This window comes from Streptomyces sp. NPDC050263, assembly GCF_040655955.1.
GTDB lineage: Bacteria > Actinomycetota > Actinomycetes > Streptomycetales > Streptomycetaceae > Streptomyces.
Genome location: NZ_JBFAKW010000297.1, coordinates 1 through 1462, shown reverse-complemented (window position 1 = coordinate 1462; position 1462 = coordinate 1). Strand labels below are relative to the sequence as shown.

Annotated in this window: 3 pseudogenes; all 3 read left to right on the top strand. The window is 69.8% G+C overall.

Features of this window, described 5'->3' with window-relative positions:
- Window positions 1-89 precede the first annotated feature (89 nt).
- Window positions 90-344 (top strand): annotated as a pseudogene (locus tag AB0J04_RS46120) (glycoside hydrolase family 2 TIM barrel-domain containing protein); the annotation flags it as partial.
- Between the two features lie 625 nt (window positions 345-969).
- Window positions 970-1143 (top strand): annotated as a pseudogene (locus tag AB0J04_RS46115) (DUF4982 domain-containing protein); the annotation flags it as partial.
- Between the two features lie 66 nt (window positions 1144-1209).
- Window positions 1210-1462 (top strand): annotated as a pseudogene (locus AB0J04_RS46110) (glycoside hydrolase family 2); the annotation flags it as partial.

The window sequence follows — 1462 nt, the reverse complement described above, 5'->3', positions numbered from 1 at the left end:
ACAACGGGGTGCTCGGCGCGGCGACCTTCGCCCACTCCGAGGAACGCCGGGTCCGGCTCCTCAAGGACGCCGGGTTCAACTCGATCCGTATGTCCCACCACCCGATGAGCAAGCCGATGCTGGACGCGTGCGACCGCCTGGGCGTGCTCGTCGTGGACGAGGCCTTCGACGTGTGGACGTCCGGCAAGAGCGAGTTCGACTACAGCCTGAACTTCCCGGAGTGGTGGGAGCGCGACATCGAGGCGATGGTCGCCAAGGACTTCAACCACCCCAGCGTGATCCTCTACTCGATCGGCAACGAGATCCCCGAGACCGGCTCGCCGTTCGGCGCCGCGTGGGGGCGCAAGCTCGCCGAGAAGGTCCGCTCACTGGACCCCACCCGCTACGTCACCAACGCGATCAACGGCATGCTCTCCGTCATCTCCGAGCTGGCCCTGCTGGGACAGCAGGCTCCGGAGCAGGCGTCGGACGACAGCGTCGGGATCAACGCCCTCATGGCCGACGCGGGGGACGCGATGAACGCGGTCAGCTCCTCCGAGCTGGTCACCGTGCGCACGGCCGAATCCTTCGCCGTCCTGGACGTGGCCGGCATGAACTACGCCGAGGCCCGCTACGCCCTGGACAAGGACCTGTTCCCCAACCGGATCATCCTCGGCACCGAGACCTTCCCCACCCGCATCGACGGCAACTGGAGCCTGGTCAAGGAGCACGGCCACGTCATCGGCGACTTCACCTGGACCGGCTGGGACTACCTCGGCGAGGTCGGCATCGGTCGCCCCCAGTACGTCACCCCGGACGGGCCTCCCCTCGCACACCGCGCCGTACCCCTACCTCCTGGCCGACTGCGGAGACATCGACATCACCGGCCACCGCCGCCCCGCCTCCTACTACCGCGAGATCGTCTTCGGCCTGCGCACCGAGCCCTACATCGCGGTCCGCAGGCCCGAGCACCACGGCAAGACCTTCGCGGTGTCGCCGTGGGCGTGGAGCGACAGCGTCTCCAGCTGGACCTGGCCCGGCTTCGAGGGATCACCGGTCGCGATCGAGGTCTACAGCGACGCCGACGAGGTCGAGCTGCTCCTCGACGGCGACTCGCTCGGACGGCGGCCGGTCGGCGAGGACCACCGCTTCCGCACCGAGTTCGACACGACGTACCAGCCGGGCGAACTCCTCGCCGTCGCCTACCGGGACGGACTCGAAGTCGGCCGTATGAGCCTGAAGTCCGCCACCGGGCCCGTCCGGCTGACCGCCACCGCCGAGCGTCCGGTCGTCCGGGCGACGGGCGGTGACCTGGCCTACGTCACCCTGGCCCTGACCGACGACCAGGGGATCTGCCACAACGGCGCCGACCGCCCGGTGAGCGTCGAGGTCTCCGGGGCCGGAGTGCTGCTCGGCTACGGCAGCGCCGCCCCGTCGACCGAGGAGCGGTTCGACACGAGCGAGCAGCTCACCTACGGGGGGC